The organism is Gemmatimonas sp., assembly GCF_041689975.1.
Classification (GTDB): Bacteria; Gemmatimonadota; Gemmatimonadetes; order Gemmatimonadales; family Gemmatimonadaceae; genus Gemmatimonas.
Genome location: NZ_JBDNFF010000266.1, coordinates 1 through 15,594 on the forward strand (window position 1 = coordinate 1; position 15,594 = coordinate 15,594).

The window sequence follows — 15,594 nt, forward strand, 5'->3', positions numbered from 1 at the left end:
ATGCTCAGACGCAGCATGGTGAAGCTGATCTTCGGTCTGATGCTGTTCACTCAGGCCGTGAACCTGCTGATCTTCACGGCGGCCGGGCTGACCCGAGGTCAGCCACCGATCGTGCCGCCTGGTGCCACGGCAGTCCCTGCGCCATATGCTGATCCGCTGCCGCAGGCGCTGATCCTGACGGCGATCGTGATCAGTTTCGGCATGCTGGCATTCGCACTCGCCCTCACGCGACGCGGTTTTCTCGCGATGCAGACTGACGATCTCGACCGGCTGGGGAGGGATGCACCGGAGTGAGCACGCTCGTCGTCGTGCCAATTCTGGTGCCCTTGTGTGCGGCGATCGCGGGGCTGCTGGCGGCCGGCCGGTCGGTGTTGCAGCGCGCGCTCAGCGTCGCCGGCGCGGCGGCCCAGCTCGCCGTCGGCACGGCGCTGCTGGCTGCCGTGCACACCCGCGGCATCCAGGTCCAGCAGCTCGGGCACTGGCCCGCACCGTTCGGAATCACAATCGTCGCCGACCTGTTCAGCGCGATCATGGTCACGGTCTCGGGGCTGGTTGGACTCTGCGTGAGCCTGTTCGCCCTCGTGGACATTGGTCCCGAGCGCGAGCGCTTCGCCTTCCATCCACTTCTGCACTTCCTCCTGATGGGCGTCGCCGGCGCCTTCCTCACAGGGGATCTCTTCAATCTGTTCGTCTGGTTCGAACTGATCATCATGACGTCGTTCGTGCTGCTCGCCCTCGGCGGCGAGCGGCCGCAAATCGAAGGAGCGGTGAAGTACCTCACGTTGAATTTCATCGCCTCGGGCCTGTTTCTCACCGCACTTGGCATCCTGTACGGGCAGTTCGGCACGCTGAACATGGCCGATCTGGCCATTCGGCTTGAGTCGCAGCCCTCCGGCGTCGGCCTCCCGTCGGCGATGCTGATGCTGGTCGCGTTCGGTATCAAGGCCGGCGTCTTTCCGCTGTTCTTCTGGCTTCCCGATTCGTATCACACGCCACCGGCCGCCGTCACGGCGCTTTTTGCCGGGCTGCTCACGAAGGTGGGTGTCTATGCGATGATCCGAGTGCTGACTCTCGTGTTCACGGCGGACCTGCTCGTGCTGGCACCGCTGATCGTGACGGCCAGTCTGCTGACGATGGTCACCGGCGTACTCGGTGCGGCGGCGCAGTACGACATCCGGCGGCTGCTCGCATTCCACATCATCAGCCAGATCGGCTACATGACGCTCGGGCTCGGGCTGCGCACCGAGGCGGCGCTGGCGGCATCGGTTTTCTACATCGTGCACAACGTCATTGCCAAGACCAACCTCTTCTTCGTTGCCGGTGCGATCCGGCATATCCGCGGCACTTCTGAGCTGCGAGAGCTCGGCGGTCTTTATCGCGACGAGCCCCGTCTGGCCGCGCTGTTCCTGATTCCGGCGCTGGCGTTGGCCGGCATCCCACCGCTGTCGGGGTTCATTGCGAAGTTCACGCTGGTCAAGGCTGCATTGACGGCGGCCGCGTTCCTCCCCGCCGCCGTGGCGCTGGGCGTGGGCATGCTCACGCTCTACTCGATGACGAAGATCTGGGCCGAGGCTTTCTGGAAGGCGGCACCTGCGGACGCCGGCGGCGGTACGCGCGCTCCAGTCCCGATCGTCATGCTTCTCCCCATCATCGCGTTGACGACGCTTACCGTGCTGCTCGGCGTGATGCCAGGGACCCTGCTCGACCTCGCGAGCGGCGCCGCCATGCAGCTGCTCGATCGTAGGCAGTACCTCGACGCCGTGCTCGGGACAGCCCGATGAGGCAGCTCGCGAAGATTCCACTCCTCATCCGCTTCCTCGCGTTCTACCTCCGCGAGCTGGTGGTCGCAAATCTGCTTGTGGCGTACGATGCGCTCACTCCGACGCACCACATGCGTCCCGCCCTGCTCGCCATCCCCCTCGATGCCCGGACGGATCTCGAGATCCTCCTCCTCGTGAACCTCATCACCATGAATCCCGGCACGGTGGGCATCGATGTCTCGACGGATCGCCGCGTGCTCTACGTGCACGTGCTCTTCGGCGATGACCCCGATGCGGTGCGCGCCGACATCAAGGGCAATCTCGAGCGACGAGTGCTGGAGTTGATGCGATGATGCAGACTGTGAACACGATCGTGATAAGCACGCTCACCCTGGCTCTCCTGCTGGCTTTTTACCGGCTGGTGCGGGGACCGAGCCTGCCTGACCGGGTCGTCGCACTCGACCTCATCAGCATGATCATCGCGGGTATGTTGACGGCGTCGGTGATCCGGACGCGGCAGCCGGTACTGCTCGACACGGTCACGGTCATCGCCGTCGTCAGCTTCTTCGGGACGATCGCCTTTGCCCGCTATCTCGAGCGACGGTCGCGGTCCGATGAGTGAGCTGCTCACCGCTGCATTCCTGCTTGTCGGGGCGGCGTTCATGGGAATCGCGGCCCTTGGCTTGGTGCGATTCCCTGACCTCTACACCCGTATGCACTCTGCGTCCAAGGCCAGCAGCCTTGGTGTCGGATGCCTGCTGGCCGGGGTCGCGATCGCCTATCCCACCGCGATGGTGATCGCGAAATGTTTGCTCGTGCTACTGTTCGTCTTCCTCACGGTCCCCGTTGCCGCACACATGATCGGACGCGCGGCCTATCTGCTCGGTGTGCCGCTGTGGCATGGCAGCGTGGCAGACGACCTGAAGGGTCGGTACAGCGAGGATCGGAGCACGCTTTACAGCGACTGAACGCCGACGCTGACCGCTGTCAGTGCCCGTCCAGACCATTGAGGAGCACGGGAATCACCGACGTGCGCAGCACCTTGTCGGCTACGCTCCCCAGCAGGAAGCGGCCAATTGCACCACGCCCATGTGTGGACATTGCCAGCAGGTCCGCACAACGAGGCGCGGCGGCGGGCGGAGGTCGAAGACAGCAGACGCGCCGGCCATCAGAACAGGCCGACAGTGTAGGCGCTGTAGGCGACATAGCCTGCGACGAGGACAAGGCCTTCTTTTCGACTCAACCGACCACCGGACAGGGCGAACAGCACGACAACCACAGACACGGCCAGCAAGAACCAGAGGTCGAACGCCATGATGCCGGCAGGCACGACCGTGGGCCTGACCGCGCCAGTGACGCCGCCGATGAACAGGATATTGTAGATATTGGATCCGAGCACATTGCCCAGCGCAATGTCCCCTTGCTTGCGATAGGCCGCGACGGCCGAGGTGACCAGTTCCGGGAAGGACGTGCCGACCGCCACGATCGTCAGCCCGATGATTTCTTCGGTCACCCCAAGCACTTTGGCCATGGCGATGGCTGCATTTACCAGAACAGTGCCGCCGCCAACGATCAGTGCGAGACCAGCGAGGAACAGCAGAATGGCTGTCGAAAGCCTGCCTCCCGGTTGGTCGGGCGGAACCAAGGCCGGGTCGATGTTTTCCTTGGGCACTGCGCGATCCTGCGCGGCGCTGGGGGATGCTTCCGCACGTTCCTGACGAAAGGCGTAGTAGATGTATCCCACCATCGCGATCAGGAAAGCAATGCCGATCTCGCGGGAGAGGCCGACGGTCGCTCCGGCTGCTAACAGCGCCAAAACGGACAAGATACCAACGCCACCATCGCGCAACAGGGCGCGCGTCTTGACCTCGATGGGTGCGATCAGCGTGGCTATCCCAAGGATGAGCAGAGCATTTGCGATGTTCGATCCGACGATATTACCGATGGCAATGCCGGGAGATCCGGCGAGGCTGGCCTTCACACTGGCGGCCAGCTCAGGCATCGAGGTGCCCATACCGACCACTGTCAGGCCGATCAACATCGGTGACAGACGCAGCCTTTCGGCTATCCTCACGGCCCCGCGCACCAACAGGTCACCGCCTGCAATCAACAGGACAAGGCCCAGCAACAGGAACAGCGAATCCGCTAGCATGGTGTGAGAGAACCCTTGGTGGGGAGCTTGGCCGTCAGCTCTTCGTTTGGTGCCCTTCTTCTGTCACCGGTTTTCCCAACGCATTCGAGGCCACGTTCTAGCGCCGTGGAGCCTTTCGTTGAATCGGAGCCTGTCAAGACGAACTTACCAGAAGCGGCCATGTCCGAACCGGGTCGAATGTGGTCTCCGCGCCCTAAACCCGCCCGCTCTGCGCAGGCCGCTGTGCCGGGGGTCATGCCCAGTGCGGCCTAGGCCCGCGTCCAAGATCAGGTTTTGATCGGCGGCGAGTTTCAGCCTCAGCAAGCAGGGCGCTGAAGGTGGGGAATCCGAACAGGAACCCACAGAACAGAGCAGCAACGGCAACTCGGATCGTAACGCGCGAGCGAAACAACAGACGCCTGCAGAATGCTCGGCGGCAATGACTTCCAAAACGATCGGAGAGCATCCGAATGCGACACCGGCGAGGGAAACAGAGAAACGCCCTCGCTCAAGGAAACGCCGGAATACGATCGAAAAGTGCCGCGAGCGGCGGCACCAGAAGGGTACGGAGCTTCGACGAAGCTGCGTGCAAGGCGAATGCCATCAGGCGCCATCGACACTGCGACTGGCAGCGTGTTGGGCGCCAATACCGCCAACCGCCTGCTGAGTCTGGGGCCTGTTGCAGTGCGGCGTTACCCGAGCACATTGAACTCGGCAAGCAAGATTTATTCACCGATCTGTAAGCGACGGCGCCGTCACTCGCGTGGAGGGCGCGGCGCTGCTTCACTTCGCGCTCCCCTGCGTGGCCGGCAGCGCCCTGCTCTACTATCTCCTCACGCAGGACAAGCGCGTCTCCCAGTGGGAAGGGCTGATCTTTCTCGTACTTTTTGCGCTGTTCGCATAGGCTCACGCGCGCCCAGCGCGATGGGCAGTGCATGTGGCGCTTAATTAAACGCGAGCGGCCACCGTTTGCCGAGACGCCCGGCATCGACACCCTTACCGTGCTGCGCGAACATGCGACGCTCTACGGCGGGCACGAACGGATGGTAAGCAGGGATCGACTCTCACTGACGCCGTAATTCGTCTCCGTCGGTACGCGCCGGCATCACGCGTATCGAGGCGGAGGTCATGTACCCTGCTGTCCCGTCATCGAGTTGCACCCGGAACCAACCAACACTCGCTCCCATGATACGCACCGGGGTTTCGCGGCTTACGCGACGAATGGAATCGCCACCGGCATTCGGTGATGCGCGCAATGTGACGGCCGCCGAACGTGTGCTGGCCGCGCGCCCCAGCACGGCGGTGTCGGCACCCAGTTCGGGCACCGCGCTCGTTTGCCGTCGCACATACAACAGCGGATCCACCGGGCCCTGTCCCGAAACGTAGATGCCGAAATGCAGATGCGGCGGCGTGGTGCGGGCGTTACCGGTGTTACCAACCAGGCCGAGCGTGTCACCGGCGCGCACCTGCTGTCCTTCTAGTACGAGCTGTGTGTCGAGGTGCGCGTAATACAACGTCTGTCGCCGGCGCGTATCGGTGAGCCACACCACGTTGCCACCGAGCGTATTGGGAGCCGTGCTGCGTACCACGCCATCGGTGGCGGCAAGTGCCGGCGTACCGCGTGGCGCGAAGATGTCGATACCATGATGTTCGCGCCGCCCGCCATCGCGCCCCGCACCATAAAAGCTCTGGATGGCCTCATTGCCACGACCTTCCACCGGGAAGGCCAGCGTGGGTTCGACCTGCAACGTGAGTTCGTACCGGCCACCACGCAGCAGTTCGGGCTGGAAGCGTATCACCACCTGTTGCTCGCGCGACGCTTCGAACTCGAGGGCCATCAACGCCGCCGCACTATCGGGCGCCGCGATGGAGTCAGCGCTCACGCGGTGCACGAACGCGCCCGTGGTATCGTCCGATCGTTCGAACAGGTCGAGAAAATAGCGTGCACGCTGGCCGTCTCCGCGCAGCGTAGCGCGCAGACGTTGTCCGCCGCGCACCGTGACCTGGTAGGCGACCGCGCGCGCTTCTCCCCGCGCATACCACCCCACCTCGCGCGCCGGGAGGGAGGCCGAGAGCGGCGTACGCAGTGCGCTGTCACTCGCCGCCAGCCATTCGCGTCCCATACCCGTCTGGTCGAGTCCCGCATCCCGCAGCGACTTTGCGTACTGCTCGTGCGGCGTAGACGGTTTGCTGCCAAGGGAGCGAAAAGTCGACGTGGGGCTGCACGCGGTCGGGAGCACGACCGCGAGCACCAAGGCGAATGGAAGGGTAAAAGCCGACCGGCAACTGACAGTGTCTTGATGCATGACGGTTTATACCCGCGAGACGCCACGACGCCTCGTCGGTGGGCTGAGCGCCATCACGAAACGTCGAGTGCTCGCGCGAGATACCGCGCCGTAAGACTTTTGCGTTCGTGCGCGACGTGCCCGGGCGTGCCTGCCGCTACGATTCTCCCGCCTTCCTCGCCAGCCTTGGGGCCCATATCGATGATCCAATCGCTGCTTGCCGCGGCCAGCATGTCGTGCTCCACCATCACCACGGTATTCCCCGCATCGACGAGCTGATGCAGATGAGCGAGTAACCGCTGCACATCGGACGGATGTAACCCCGTCGTCGGCTCGTCAAGCACATACAGTGTCGTGCCGCGCGACGTGCGACGCAGCTCACGCGCGAGCTTGATGCGCTGTGCTTCGCCCCCGGACAGTTCGGTGGCCGGCTGTCCCAGTGTGAGATAGCCGAGCCCCACGTCTCGCAGCACGTCGAGCGTCCGGGACAGCAGCTCGTACGCGCTGAAGAAGCTGGCCGCGTCGTCAACCGTCATCTGCAAGACTTCGGCGATACTCTTGCCCTGCAGGCGAACCTCCAGCGTCTTGGTATTGTACCGCGAGCCGCCGCAGTCCGGACAACGTGAGTACACACCAGGAAGGAAGAGCAGCTCCACGAATATTGCGCCCTGCCCCTCGCACCGTGCGCACCGACCCTTCGCGACGTTGAATGAAAATCGTCCGGCGGTGTATCCACGCGCTTTGGCCATCGGAGTCTCCGCAAACAATCGTCGCACTGCATCAAAGAGTCCGGTGTAGGTCGCCAGGTTCGAGCGCGGCGTCCGACCGATCGGCGCCTGATCCACCTGCACGAGTCGCTTGATCCGTGCCTGATCAAACTCGACGGCGCCGTGCACCACCGTAAACGACGCTTCCGTGAGCGCATCGTCGAGCTCTGCGACGGCTACCTCTCGGCCCACAACTGCACCCAGCAGTTGTGTGAGCGCCTGACTGACCAGGCTGGACTTCCCGGAACCCGACACCCCAGTCACCGTTGTGAGCAGACCCACGGGAAAGGACACCGTGACACCATGCAAATTATTGCATGAGACGTTGCGCAGCGTGATATGCGACTCGGCGCGGCGAACGGCTCGAAAAGTGTCTACTGAACTCGTGAACAGATGCTTCGCCGTTTCCGACTCACTTACCTCGCTGAGGCCGTTTACCGGACCGCTGTAGACAATGCGGCCACCGTACTGGCCAGCGCCGGGCCCAACGTCCACGATCCAGTCGGCGCGACGAATGACATCGGGATCATGCTCGACGACAAAGAGCGAGTTCCCGGCGGCTTTTAGTCGGACGAGTGCGCGCAGCAGTGATTCGGTGTCGGCGGGATGCAAGCCGGCCGATGGTTCGTCGAGCACGTACACCACGCCGAAGAGATTCGAGCGAATCTGCGTCGCCAGACGCAGACGCTGAAGCTCACCGGGCGAAAGCGAGGGTGCTTCACGCTCCAACGTGAGATAGCCCAGTCCGAGATCGAGCAGCGTCTCGAGACGCGTGCGCATGTCCGGCAGAATACGACTCACGACGACAGTATGTTCGTCTTCCGTTACGGAACTGGCAGCCGCGGCACTCTGATCGAGCAGCGGCACCAGACGGCGCAACGGCACGCGCACAAACTCTGCGATATCAAGACCGGCAAACGTCACCGCGAGGGCATCGCGCCGGAGGCGTTTGCCGCCGCACGAGCGGCACTGGCGGCTGATGAGATGTGCGGCCGCCCGACGTCGGTGATGTACGCTGCTGCTGTTGGCGAACGTGTGCAACACATGTCGCCTGGCACTGGTGAACGTGCCCATGTAGCTGGGCTCATCCTTGCGTCGTATCGCCTGCTTGACTTCTTTCGCGCTGAAGCCGGCGTATACCGGCACCTGCGGCTGTTCCTCTGTGAACAACAGCCACCGACGGTCTTCCGCGCTGAGGCTGTTGAACGGCGCATCAATGTCAAAACCCAGGGTGACAGAAACGTCGCGCAGATTCTGTCCGTGCCACGCTACCGGCCACGCGGTAATCGCGCCCTCACGAATGCTGAGCGACGGATCGGGGACCAGCGAACGTTCCGTCACGGTGTGTACGCTGCCCTGACCGCGACAAGTGGGGCACGCTCCATCAACCGAATTCCGTGAGAAGGCATCGGCCGGTAGTGGATCCGCGCCAGCCGGGTAGACGCCGGCGCGCGAATACAACATGCGGACGAGATTCGAGATCGTGGTGATGCTTCCAACCGACGATCGTGGTGTCGCGGTGCCTCGCCGTTGCTGCAGTGCGATGGCCGGCGGCATGCCCTCCACCGAATCCACCGCCGGCGTGCCGAGCTGATCGAAGAGACGACGAGCGTACGGTGCAACCGACTCGAGATAGCGTCGCTGCGCTTCGGCGTACAACGTCGCGAACACCAACGACGATTTACCGGAACCCGAGACGCCTGTGAAGACCACAAGCGAATCGCGAGGAATATCGACGTCGATGTTGCGAAGATTGTGCTCGCGCGCACCACGCACCGACACGTGTCCGCTGATGAGTCCGATCGCCCCCCTGCTCACCGGAACTACGGTGACCCTTCGCTGCCATGCGTCGGAGGATCTTCTCGCGGATCGTCGTCGATGTTTCCTTCATCGGGCTGTCGCGGCGCCGGCTCAGGCTCCTCGATGATTGTCGGCGGTATTGTTGGATCTTCACCGATCTCCCGAATCTGGTCGGGCGCGGGCAAGTCGGGCGCGGGCAAGTCGATCCGCTCTGGCGTGATGGGAGGGTGCTGCGAGACGATAGCGGGCACTCGGACTCCTGTGATGATGGATCATGCGATTACTTCACGACGGCAACACATACCGCGTGAGGCGATTCTCATGCCACCGCCGGTGACCTTCGCGGCGGCAAGCGCTCGGTCGCTGCCGCCGACGAACGTGACCGCCTGCCAGACGTCGTGACCGAAGTCACTCTAATGACAGAAATGCTACTGCTGATCAGTGCAGTAAATAGTTCGGTGTTGTCTGCAGTCACATCCCAACGTTTTAGCATGGGAACGGCGTCCGTCATCGATGTGCTGTGGGAATGGGGTCGTTTTGTCTGGTCTCGACTTGAACGGCGAGACGCGGCATGTCGGTCGTTTGCGCGGAGGCGCGCGGGACCGTCACGCACAGAACCACCGTAACCACAGGAGTTGTGGTTCGGCGCGCCCGGGTCCGCCGGCGCGATGCCGGTCTCGATCAGTGTTGCTGCGCGTCGCGACTCTTCGCGTGCTCCGCGAGCTTCGCGCGAACCAACCGGCTCTCCGACAGCTCCGAGGCCGCCGCACGCACCGCGGTTCGCGCGAAGTCCGCGAAGGTCGCGAAGGCCCGCGAAGGCCCGCGAAGGCCCGCGAAGGCCCGCGAAGAACCGCAACCACAGGAGTGGTGGTTCGGCGCGCCCGCGTCCGCCGGCGCGATGCTGGTATCGATCAGTTTTGCTGTGCTTCGCGTCTCGCGAAACTGTTCGTGGCAGAGAACAAGGCGGACTTTTGCGTGATGCTGAGGCCGAGATGATGGCTCCCGTGCGCCGACATCTCGTCTGCTGCCGGAAGTGACCGCAGATCGTTCAGGAACTGTTCCACGAGAAGCACGTACAGTACGCCGCATGACGGCACGACGCACTAATTAGCGGCCTGGTGAGTAACAGTGTGTTCAACACGACCCTTCATGCGGGCAGCACGATTCAGTTCGCGTTCGGAGGCGCGTGGGACAGTCAAACGATCAACAGCGGCGCGAACTGGACCATTGCCAGCATTTCGACGTCAGGCGTTACCACCGTACCCGAGCCTTCCACTTACATAGTGATGGCGGCAGGGCTCGGTGCATTAGCCGTGGCGGCGCGCCGGAATCGGCCACTGGCGTGACGCCGACGACCGGCTGATTCTCACTCGATAACTGTTCTGGGTGGCATTGCGCCTGCGCATCGACTGCTCGACGGCCGCCCTCAGATCACACGGCTACCGGTAGAGCATGCGCAGCGTGCACGAAGGATATAGCACGCCTCAAAAGCGACGAGCAGACTCGTCGCTCAGCACACGAGAGGTTTGCAGGAATGCGACGTCAGCGTCCGAGCCACCACGCGAGTTTCACCAGGAATACGTTTCGCGACCGCGCATCGAACAACGCACCGAGCTGTCCGATAGGATTTCGTGGATCGTTGGTACTGTCGAACGACTCCCTCGACTGCTGCCACACCAGGAACACCGTCGAGCCCGGTCGCAGCTCCCAGCGCAGCACCGCATTTCCCCGCAGTTCACGGGCCGTGTAGTCGCGGTCGCTGAAGCCGAACGTAGACGCGGGTCCGGCCGCGTCGGGATCAACCGTCACTTGGCCGTTCGCGCGCGTGATAGTCCCTTGGTCTTCGCCGTAGACGCCGAACGCGAAGTCGCGCGGCCGCAGAAACTCCTTGTAGCGCGAGAACCACCCGGTACTCGCGAAGGGCTGCACGAAGAGCTGAAAGGAAACGTAAGGTGAGAACGTCCAGTCGAGTCGCGTGTTGAGCCGTGCCTCGCGCTGTTCCACGTTGGCGAACACGTAGCGTGCGCCGCCCGTGGCGTCTCTCCCCCCATTCACCACGGTCACGTATTGATCGACGGCCGTCGCGGTAGCGACCTCGGGCTCCACGCGGATCCTGAGCGCCGATATCGGCCGCCAGTCGACCTCGACGCCGAACGTCTGCCCGCGATTGCCCGCGCGACTGCCAGACCACTCACTGCCGACGCCGAGGATGAGCGGACGGCGTTCATCGGTGGAGACCGACACTTCGATGCGCCCCGCCACGGGGCGGGTGGCCATGGGTCCACCACGCAACAATCGGTCGTTGTAGCGGCCCGACTCGACGTTGCCTTCTATCGAGAGCTCCCAGAAGTTCCGGAACTGCACCTCATTGAACGACGCGACCCGCCGCTCGAGATTGTCCCCCGCAGTGTTCCAGGACACCGTGGAGAAGGCACCGGTGCTCCATGACTGAAAACGCGCTGTCTGCTGCGGTTGCCGATAGAAGATGCCGGAACTGACCGAGCGCAGGTCGGAGCGTTGCTGGAATCCCACGTCGTTGGTTTCGAAACCGGCATCGAGCTGTTCAGCCGTCATCGATCCGGTGAGTCGTCCCGACGTTTTTGCCGCCGAGAGGGAGTAGTAGCCGCCATCCAACGCCGTCCGCGTCGGGTCATACGTGAGGTGGGTGGCGTCGGGTCGCTGCAGCAGACGGTAGTTGGCCCGTTGCAGCCGTGTTATCGCGCTCGCCTCGCCGCGCACGTTGCTCCGTGCGAACACACCGGAGAACGTCCAGGCGCGATCACCGATCGCGTGGTCGAAATCGAGTCCACCCACTATCGCACGCTGCGGCAGCAAGGACGCGAGCGCAGAGTCTCCCCGTTCGCGTTCCACCCACGACGTGAAGCCTCCAATCGAGGTATAGCCGCCGCGGAGTAGACGGCGCACGCGCGTCACGTGGGAGTTCGTGAGGGGTTCCACGACGCCGCGCCGCAGCGGACCGCCGATATCGATGGCGCGCCCTGCCTCGCGCGCGGTGGTCGCGTTGAGGGATCCGATGGCCCAGCCACTGGGCGTCGTGCCACTCAACTTGAACGCTGCGAGAATAGGCGTCTGCGCAGGGATATCGGAAAAGTCACCACCGAGTTCGCCGCGCGGTGCGCGTCCGACCCGACGCGTGTAGAAAAAGTTCGGCGCATCGTTGTCATTGAATGTCGTCGTTCCGCCGAATCGGAACGCGTCCAGGTTCTCCAAGAAGAATGGCCGTCGCTCGGGGAAGAACACCTCGAACGCCGAGAGATTCACCACCGCGGGATCTGCCTCTACCTGGCCGAAGTCGGGATTTATGGTGGCTGTGAGGGAAAGTGATTTCGGCAGCCGCGCCCGAAGGTCGACGCCGAATGCCATCTCGCCGTTTGCATTGGCGTGAAACGGATTTCCGGGATCGGGCGGACGTGTATTGAGTTGGCTGCGCGCGTACGGAATAGCTTCCAGCGGAAGCGCACCGTTCATGGCACCGAGTCCGGTGAGTACGCCATAGCGCGAAACGTCACCACGTGCGGTGGGGTCGCGCGGACTCCAGTACGACTCCTCGCCGCGCCGCGCGATCTCCCGCATGAACTGTACGCCCCAGTCCCGCGTAGAATCGCCCGCCGTGTAGCGGAGCTGCGAGAGCGGGATCCGCATCTCGGCCGTCCAGCCGAGCGAATCGATGCGTGCCTGCGACTGCCACACCGCGTCCCACTGCGGGTCGAACTCATTGTCGTTGAATCCGTAGCCGTCGCTTTGCACGCCGAGTGGGCTGACGGCGAACGCGAACGCCGTTCGGCGATCACCGTAGCTGTCAAAGCCCACCCACACGCGGTCGGTATAGGTGTCGTCCACATCGCGTCGCGCGAGTTGCACACCGATGGAGTCGGGACGACGGTCGTAGAGCCGAATCCCCACGTAGATGTTCTGCCCGTCGATAGCGACGCGCGCCTCACTGCGTTCCGAGGCCGGGCGGCCGGCCTGTGGCTGCGATTGCACCCAGTCGGTCGCGGCCGCGGCACGTTGCCACACGGGTTCGTCGAGACGCCCGTCGATGGTGACCGGCTCCGTGATGCGAAGCACGTCGAGTCGGGGACGCGGGAGGGTGTCGGCGCGAGAGGATGGCGATTGGACGGCGAAGGCGACGGCGAGAATGCTTGGCAGCGCGCTGGAAAACAGGATCGGCATGTGCGAAAACTAGCAACGCACCGGCCTACCTACCCACGCATTTCCGCGATGCCGACTGTGCCACAATGGCACGGCACCAAAGGTCTGAACCGTGTTCCAGCTGTGTCACGTCGCAACGGGAGGGAACGTTTGTGGACGCGCCGATCAGTTCTGGCTGGAAATCTTGTTTTGCGCGGCCTTCAGCATCCGCATCGCCTCCTCGATGGCGGCCTTGAGCTCACGGTCGATCTTCTGCACTTCGTCGTTGGGCGAGTTCTTCACCCACACGTCGGGCGGCACTCCGAGATTCTCGAGGTTCACGCCGTAGTTGTTCGGCTTCGTGGGATCGTAGGTAACCACCAAGGAACCCGGCGTGCGAATGGTGCCGCCGTTGATCAGCGAGTAGCTCCCGGTCGCGATCACTGCGGCGGCGGTGGGATTGCCCACAATGCGGCCGAGCCCGAGCTGCCGGAACGCCAACGGTGTGACCTCGCTGTCGGAGCCGGAGCGCGCGTTGATCATCATGACCTTCGGGCCCGCGATCGCCTGACGAGGACGACGCCCCCACGAGCGCGACCCGGTGCGCTGATTCCAGAATTGGTACGGCTGCCGCTCGAGGATATCGATCAGCTCCTGATCGATGTTGCCGCCACCGTTGTAGCGAATGTCGACGATGATGCCCTTCTTGTTCGAGAACTGGTCGATCTCGTTGCGGAAGCGCGTGAGCGAGGGCTGGTCCATGGAGCGGATGTGGACATACGCGATATCGCCGTTCGTCTCCTTCTCCACCTGCTCCCGCCGCGTGGCCACCCACTCCTCGTACTTGATGTCGGTGAGCGAGGCCACGGTGGCGATGCGCACCGTCCGCGCTCCTTCACCGCTCGCCGATTTCGCCAGCTTCACCGGTACAAACTCGTTGATCGCGGTGGAGAGCAGGCGCTCGTAGTTCTCACCGCTTTTTAGCTCCTGGCCATTCACCGCGAGCACGTAGTCGCCCGCGGTAATGTTCAGCCACTCCTTGTCGGCCGGACCATTGCGATACACGTGCCCCACGCGGTACCGCCCGGCATCACTCGGCTCGAGCTCGAAACCCAGATAGCGCGTGGTATACACGCGCGGCATCACACGCGACGGCGGTCCGTTCACGCCGGTGTGCGACGCGTTCAGCTCACCGATCATTTCGTTGGCGAGATCGTACACGTCTTCGTTCGTACTCACGTAGCGCAGCAGCGGCTTGTACCGGGTCTTGATCGCATCCCAGTCGCGCCCGTGCATCTTCTCATCGTAGAAACGGTACTTCATCACCCGCCACGACTCTTCGAACAGCTGCTCACGCTCGGCGCGATGGTCCACCATCACCTCCACCGAGAAGTTCACCGGCTCGGCGCGCTGCGGCGTGGCGAGTACCAGCTTTGATATCTCGAAACCCGGTGCCGGCGTGTCGCCACCTTCCGCGCTGCGAGCGGCGCGGCGAAAAAATACCGCACGACGGTCGGCCGTGGGCGTAAGCTGCGGATAGAGACCACCGGCAATACGACGGCGGTTCAGGCCATCGATGCCCATGGCAAAGAGACCCACATTGGGGCTCTCGGGATCGACCGCCGGCTGCTGACCGCCACCGCCGCCACCACCGCCCACTGTGAAATAGATCGTACGGCCGTCGCGCGACAGGAAGTACGCGCCCACCGGCGTGCTGCCCCGCGTGAGCTGCATCGCGCGCTGCTCGATACGCGCCGGGTCGATCACCACGTTCAGCGCTGCGACGGCCGTGTCGGCGCGCGCGCCGCTGTTGCCGCCAGTGCCACCGTTGCCACCAGCACCACCGTCAGCAGCGTTGCCACCACTCGCCGCGTTCGTCACCCGGCGTGCGCGTTCGCGCACCAGCGGATCACTCGGATTCTCGGTGAGCCGCGCCAACGATACGATGAACAGTTGAGACGTTGCCTCCGCACGGTTCGACGTGAACAGCACATGCTTGCCGTCGGGCGTGATCACGCCATTCGCATCGTTGAACGGATTGCGCGTGACATTGGTCTCCTTGGCTGCTCGTACATCGAACACGAACACATCGGCATTCTGGTCGTCGTCGCGCTTGGTGTACGTGATCCAGTTGCCGTCGGCACTGTACTGTCCCACGGTGAAACCACCAGCCTGATTGAACGCGAGTTCGCGCGCGGCACGACCGGCGGCATCTACTTCCCACAGGCGATTGTTACCGGTGTAGGCGAGCTTCTGTGAGTTCGGCGCCCAGGTGAGATCGGCCTTCACCGACGGCTGCGCGGTGAGCTTCCGGCGCTGACCGCTCGCGAGCTCGTACACCCACACTTCCTCGTCGCCAGATTCGTCGGACACGTACGCCATACGGCGACCGTCGGGCGAATAGCTCTGGAACCGCTCCCGCCACGGCGACGACGTGACTTGTGTACGCTCGCCGATTCCGCTTTCGGTGGGCACGATCATGATCTCGCCATGCACGTCCACCGCCACGTAATCACCTGTGGGCGACGGCGCGAAGCCATCGGCACGGTTGGTCGACCTGACGGTGCTGATGTCGTTCTCCTTCGCGTCGGCGGAGACGCGCAGGTTGAGCTTTCGCGGCGCTCCGTCCGGCGCGTCCATCACCCACAAGTCGAAGTCATTTTCGTAGATCAGGTGTCGTCCATCGGGAGAGATGGACG

Annotated in this window: 14 protein-coding genes; 7 read left to right on the forward strand and 7 right to left on the reverse strand. The window is 63.5% G+C overall.

From position 1 onward, the window contains the following. The 5 genes from ACESNG_RS16635 to mnhG all read left to right on the forward strand — a co-directional run. Positions 1-294, forward strand: a 294-nt coding sequence (locus ACESNG_RS16635) for an NADH-quinone oxidoreductase subunit K (RefSeq protein WP_373069845.1), incomplete at its 5' end; no start/stop codon positions are given. Further along, positions 291-1,781, forward strand: a complete 1,491-nt coding sequence (locus ACESNG_RS16640; RefSeq protein ID WP_373062996.1) for a proton-conducting transporter membrane subunit — start codon at positions 291-293, stop codon at positions 1,779-1,781. The genes ACESNG_RS16635 and ACESNG_RS16640, both read left to right, overlap by 4 nt. Beyond that, positions 1,778-2,113 (forward strand): Na+/H+ antiporter subunit E, encoded by a 336-nt coding sequence (locus ACESNG_RS16645; RefSeq protein WP_373062994.1) that lies wholly within the window; start codon positions 1,778-1,780, stop codon positions 2,111-2,113. The genes ACESNG_RS16640 and ACESNG_RS16645 overlap by 4 nt, the downstream gene beginning before the upstream one ends. After that, positions 2,110-2,382, forward strand: a complete 273-nt coding sequence (locus ACESNG_RS16650; protein ID WP_373062992.1) for a monovalent cation/H+ antiporter complex subunit F — start codon at positions 2,110-2,112, stop codon at positions 2,380-2,382. The genes ACESNG_RS16645 and ACESNG_RS16650 overlap by 4 nt, the downstream gene beginning before the upstream one ends. Continuing rightward, positions 2,375-2,728, forward strand: a complete 354-nt coding sequence (mnhG, locus tag ACESNG_RS16655; RefSeq protein WP_373069847.1) for a monovalent cation/H(+) antiporter subunit G — start codon at positions 2,375-2,377, stop codon at positions 2,726-2,728. Before ACESNG_RS16650 ends, mnhG begins: the two co-directional genes overlap by 8 nt. A gap of 19 nt (positions 2,729-2,747) precedes the next feature. Here the strand turns inward: mnhG and ACESNG_RS16660 are convergent, their stop codons facing one another. Then, entirely contained in the window at positions 2,748-2,966 is a 219-nt protein-coding gene (locus ACESNG_RS16660; RefSeq protein WP_373069849.1) for a universal stress protein, read from the reverse strand. Continuing rightward, complete coding sequence (locus ACESNG_RS16665) at positions 2,929-3,912, reverse strand: calcium/sodium antiporter (RefSeq protein ID WP_373069851.1); 984 nt, start codon at positions 3,910-3,912, stop codon at positions 2,929-2,931. Before ACESNG_RS16665 ends, ACESNG_RS16660 begins: the two co-directional genes overlap by 38 nt. 742 nt (positions 3,913-4,654) lie before the next feature. Here ACESNG_RS16665 and ACESNG_RS16670 point away from each other — a divergent pair. Beyond that, the gene (locus tag ACESNG_RS16670) at positions 4,655-4,795 is read left to right on the forward strand and encodes a hypothetical protein (protein ID WP_373069853.1); all 141 of its coding nucleotides are present in this window, start codon (positions 4,655-4,657) and stop codon (positions 4,793-4,795) included. 160 nt (positions 4,796-4,955) lie between these two features. Here ACESNG_RS16670 and ACESNG_RS16675 read toward each other — a convergent pair whose 3' ends face one another. Genes ACESNG_RS16675 through ACESNG_RS16685 form a run of 3 tightly spaced genes read right to left on the reverse strand, consistent with a single transcriptional unit; the run spans position 4,956 to position 8,994 of the window. After that, positions 4,956-6,197, reverse strand: coding sequence for a peptidoglycan DD-metalloendopeptidase family protein (locus tag ACESNG_RS16675; protein WP_373069855.1), 1,242 nt, complete (start codon positions 6,195-6,197; stop codon positions 4,956-4,958). Positions 6,198-6,250: 53 nt separating this feature from the next. Further along, positions 6,251-8,761: an excinuclease ABC subunit A gene (locus ACESNG_RS16680; protein ID WP_373063471.1), complete on the reverse strand. Its 2,511-nt coding sequence runs from the start codon at positions 8,759-8,761 to the stop codon at positions 6,251-6,253. A 5-nt stretch (positions 8,762-8,766) separates the two neighbouring features. Next, positions 8,767-8,994 carry a hypothetical protein gene (locus ACESNG_RS16685; RefSeq protein ID WP_373063473.1) on the reverse strand — a complete coding sequence of 76 codons (228 nt, stop codon included), beginning with the start codon at positions 8,992-8,994 and terminating at the stop codon, positions 8,767-8,769. Positions 8,995-9,873: 879 nt separating this feature from the next. Here ACESNG_RS16685 and ACESNG_RS16690 point away from each other — a divergent pair. Further along, positions 9,874-10,089 (forward strand): PEP-CTERM sorting domain-containing protein, encoded by a 216-nt coding sequence (locus tag ACESNG_RS16690; protein ID WP_373069857.1) that lies wholly within the window; start codon positions 9,874-9,876, stop codon positions 10,087-10,089. A 196-nt stretch (positions 10,090-10,285) separates the two neighbouring features. Here ACESNG_RS16690 and ACESNG_RS16695 read toward each other — a convergent pair whose 3' ends face one another. Together ACESNG_RS16695 and ACESNG_RS16700 are read right to left on the reverse strand one after the other, a co-directional pair. Then, positions 10,286-12,937, reverse strand: coding sequence for a DUF5916 domain-containing protein (locus ACESNG_RS16695; protein WP_373069859.1), 2,652 nt, complete (start codon positions 12,935-12,937; stop codon positions 10,286-10,288). 144 nt (positions 12,938-13,081) lie between these two features. Continuing rightward, positions 13,082-15,594 (reverse strand): S41 family peptidase (locus ACESNG_RS16700; RefSeq protein WP_373069861.1); only part of this gene is annotated, 2,513 nt, incomplete at its 5' end.

What these genes read in the sequence shown, in the direction of transcription:
- ACESNG_RS16645 (WP_373062994.1), top strand. Translation starts at nt 1,778, where the DNA reads ATGAGGCAGCTCGCGAAGATTCCACTCCTCATCCGCTTCCTCGCGTTC.
- ACESNG_RS16650 (WP_373062992.1), top strand. Translation starts at nt 2,110, where the DNA reads ATGATGCAGACTGTGAACACGATCGTGATAAGCACGCTCACCCTGGCT.
- mnhG (WP_373069847.1), top strand. Translation starts at nt 2,375, where the DNA reads ATGAGTGAGCTGCTCACCGCTGCATTCCTGCTTGTCGGGGCGGCGTTC.
- ACESNG_RS16660 (WP_373069849.1), bottom strand. Translation starts at nt 2,966, where the DNA reads ATGTCGCCTACAGCGCCTACACTGTCGGCCTGTTCTGATGGCCGGCGC.
- ACESNG_RS16665 (WP_373069851.1), bottom strand. Translation starts at nt 3,912, where the DNA reads ATGCTAGCGGATTCGCTGTTCCTGTTGCTGGGCCTTGTCCTGTTGATT.
- ACESNG_RS16675 (WP_373069855.1), bottom strand. Translation starts at nt 6,197, where the DNA reads ATGCATCAAGACACTGTCAGTTGCCGGTCGGCTTTTACCCTTCCATTC.
- ACESNG_RS16695 (WP_373069859.1), bottom strand. Translation starts at nt 12,937, where the DNA reads ATGCCGATCCTGTTTTCCAGCGCGCTGCCAAGCATTCTCGCCGTCGCC.